The sequence below is a fragment of the Shewanella algicola genome, assembly GCF_014648035.1.
GTDB classification, from domain to species: Bacteria; Pseudomonadota; Gammaproteobacteria; order Enterobacterales; family Shewanellaceae; genus Shewanella; species Shewanella algicola.
Genome location: NZ_BMQI01000109.1, coordinates 1 through 3,684 on the forward strand (window position 1 = coordinate 1; position 3,684 = coordinate 3,684).

A 3,684-nucleotide genomic window follows, 5' to 3' on the forward strand; every position below is an offset into this window, starting at 1 on the left:
TGAATCCGAACGATTGTATTGGGAAAACTCTAAGAATGTGGCCAGTTTTTGTTGACCACTACACGGTGAGTCAAGGTAATACTCTGCTCACCCAAGGCTTTTTGGGCCTTAGCTTTCTGATCTACTGCTTCACACTTATCGTTGTTTTTGATGCGACTCATTTACCGCTTAAAGAAAAATAATATGGCCACCCATTCCAAATGAAGCAATCTGGCTTGCCAAATGTAGGTGTGAGAACGTCATATAAAGGCATAGAGGATTTACCCGCAGGAGCGAGGATACTAAAATGAAAATAAAATTATGTACACTATTAATAAGTCTTGTTGCATTTATGTCCCAGGCAGGACAATTATTGGATTATCACGGCAAGGTATCTGTATATGCTAAGAGTCAAAATAGACTCGCCTTACATAGCCACTATAGATATTACGATAAAGACCTTAAAGATTTAAAAGATGTGTCATATCTTGAATTGTATGATAGTCATAATGAGAATTTGACTCTTACAGTTAAAGATAAGTCACCAAGATTCCTAGCGTTAACATGGACAACAAACGGTGAATATCTCATTGGTATGTCTTCACGTTGGCAAGCTGATAATTATTTATCTGTGTATTCGGCGGTTGGTATTCCTTTAAAAGAGTTTACTATGGATTGTGATTTGTGGCTGGATCAATCAAGAGAAAAAGAACTTGAAACTAAATCTCAAGTTTTCATAAGTATGTTAGGTTCATTTTGTGATACCACTCCTGAATTGTTTTATTCGCTAGAGAGTATCAACGCACTTGATGCCATTTACTTGGGAGAAAGTACTAATAGTATTGGGATCTGTATAGGGGAAAGTTGTGTTGTGTTGCCACTTGAAAAGTCAAAAGAAGCCAATTTTATGACCTTATATGAATTGCGAGATAAGTATAAAGTCACGGACTTTTAGGCACTTTTGGCGGCATTTAAACGAGACACTCATGGTTAAAAATACTTAGACAGTGAATAGAGTGATTACAAAGCCCGCAGTGCGGGTCTTGTTGTTTCAGGCCTAGGCTGCCAGTTCATTATCGTTTGACTGCTTGGTTTGTTGCTCGGCGAAAAAATAATTATAACACCCATAATGATTTCATAATAACTACGACTATGATGCCGCAGGTAACATTCTTGTTAAAGGCGATTACGGCAGTCAGTATCTCTACGGTAGTGTAGGAAAAGGTGCTGGCGGTAATGCAGGCCCTAACGCCATTAGGCAGTTTATCCGTGGTGGTACAAAAACCTTCACCTATGACAATAACGGTAACAGGCTCACGGGTGATGGCGTAACGTTAACCTATAACGACCAAAACAAGCCGTTAACGGTTGACCGCAATAATGTAAAAAGCACATTCAGTTACGATGCGAATGGTAACCGCTATAAACAGGTTAAGCAGCAAAACGGTAGTGTGGTATCGACCACGTATTATGTGGGCAGTTTTGAGCGTGAAGTGACCTTAAGCAGTACGGTAGATAAAACCTACATTGGTGACCACACCATTAAGATGAAAGCCCATGTGGGCAGCTTAGGTAATCAATCACCGTTCCAGCATGTACAGCGCGACCACTTAGGCAGTGTCGATACCTTGATGGATGCCAAAACCGGTGCCGTACTACAACACCGTGGTTATGATGTATTTGGTCGCCCAAGGGACATTGCTGCAGGTAATACATTATTATCTGGAACTAATTGGCAAGGGGTCACCAAAGGCTATACAGACCATGAGCATTTGATTGATCAAGAGCTTATTCATATGAACGGGCGGATTTACGATTTCAACATCGGCCGTTTTTTAAGTGTTGACCCGTTTTTGCAGTTCCCAGAAAATAGCCAGAGCGCCAACCCGTATTCGTATATTTTGAATAACCCGATGAGTGGGACAGATCCGACCGGGTATAGTTGTGCAGGTTCCAATCTCGAAAGTGTCTGTGATAGCTATTACAAGGACAATGGTATTGTTACAGAGAGCATGAAGTTAACCAACATGGTCTCTCAAACGTTAAATAACTCAACGTCGAAGACATCTAGTGGTCAAGCAAATAAGTTACAGATGGCTCAAAGTGGAGGCGCAGGTAAACAAGAAAGTAAAGATGTAGGGTTGCAGACTCTGGCGTCGAAAAGTAGTACCAATGTAGGTGGTGATGGCAAAGGGGAACCTGAGGGGATAAAAAATGACATAGACCCCAACGAAGACCTGCTGGAATACGGAAACATTGAACTCTCTAAGGACGGCAAGGCCCTCACGGTAAATGCTAACGTGTATGCCGACCCAGCCATTAAAAAAGAAGGTGCAGATTGGTACATCAAAACGATTAATGATGATTTCAAAAATGCAGAAAAGGGCGAGTATGCGATTGATGTTAATTTAACGCTAGTCAGGAGCCTGTTGAAAGCAGACTTGTTTCTTAAGGCTTGTTTTGATTGTGCGTCAGGCGGCTTTGTCAATGCGATAGGTGGTACTGAAATCACATACCCGACCAAGAATGGCATGTTTGTCGACACCCCAACACATGAGTTTTTCCATATACTAGGTGCGTACCACCAACCAAATAAAGACCATAGCATAAGAAGCTATAGTGGAAATCGACGAATAAAACAATCGGATTTGGGTGATGTTGTAAAAGGTTACTCTAGGAGATTAAGAAATGAAAACTAGACTATTGGCTTTATTTGTCTGCATTCTGCTGCAAGGGGCTGTGCACGGCCATGAGACTGACTACGCTCTCATAGATGGGCTTTGCAAGAAATATCAAGTCAATGAACAGCCAGTTATGCTTGAATGTAGGCTTGGTCAGTGCAAGGATGGGTTCAACGGAGTCGAACTTTCTATTGAAACTGTTATTGGTAAATCAACTGATGACTGCAACTCCATCGAAAGGAATATAGTATTTGAAGGCAGGGCTTATACCAGAGATTACTTATTCCTATTCGATGCTTTAGATTGTGTTATTAGCGGTAGCTGCGCCAAAATAGAGCTAGAATCAGCAACCAGAAAACCAAAGGATTTTAGCATCTTAGCTGGTTACAGAATCAATAAGGTTGTGATTAGTCAGCCATCTAAAAATAATATAGGAAACCTTGAGGTTGATATTGAGGATAACAAAAGTGCCTATAAAGTTATTCTCGCTTATAGTGATGGTGTTATTTACAAAGCAAGCATTCTAAATCTGATAAAAGAGCATTAAACGACTAAGCTGGCATTGGTTAATCACCCGTAGGCTCTTCTAGGTGGTTGACCATTACTAGCAATTCCCCCCAATTTCATCGTGTAAAGAAAACCAACGTTTATGACTCATTGCCATCATCATAAAAATAATTAAGACATATATGGACGCTCCCGGTGAGTCAAGGTAATACTCTGCTCACCCAAGGCTTTTTGGGCCTTAGCTTTCTGATCTACTGCTTCACACTTATCGTTGTTTTTGATGCGACTCATTTACCGCTTAAAGCGGTTTTACTGACATATATTCGGGCTTAACAGCCAAGCTGCGCCCCTAATGAAATCCGTACCACTGCGCCTAAAAATGTGAAACACCCATGCGGATTAGGACTTATCCTATCCTTGTTCTGTTCGGGCTCAAAAATAATTAAAAATAATTAAGACATATATGGACGCTCCCGGTGAGTCAAGGTAATACTCTGCTCACCCAAGGCTTTTTTGG

4 protein-coding genes are annotated in these 3,684 nt (G+C 41.0%); all 4 read left to right on the forward strand.

Annotation, left to right across the window (positions count from 1 at the left end; genetic code table 11):
* Positions 1 to 182 (forward strand): hypothetical protein (locus tag IEY42_RS22530; RefSeq protein WP_229780252.1); only part of this gene is annotated, 182 nt, incomplete at its 5' end.
* Positions 183 to 286: 104 nt separating this feature from the next.
* Complete coding sequence (locus IEY42_RS21765) at positions 287 to 934, forward strand: hypothetical protein (RefSeq protein ID WP_188927265.1); 648 nt, start codon at positions 287 to 289, stop codon at positions 932 to 934.
* Between the two features lie 496 nt (positions 935 to 1,430).
* Positions 1,431 to 2,678, forward strand: coding sequence for an RHS repeat domain-containing protein (locus IEY42_RS21770; RefSeq protein ID WP_188927266.1), 1,248 nt, complete (start codon positions 1,431 to 1,433; stop codon positions 2,676 to 2,678).
* Positions 2,668 to 3,207 carry a hypothetical protein gene (locus IEY42_RS21775; protein WP_188927267.1) on the forward strand — a complete coding sequence of 180 codons (540 nt, stop codon included), beginning with the start codon at positions 2,668 to 2,670 and terminating at the stop codon, positions 3,205 to 3,207. The genes IEY42_RS21770 and IEY42_RS21775 overlap by 11 nt, the downstream gene beginning before the upstream one ends.
* Positions 3,208 to 3,684: the final 477 nt, after the last annotated feature.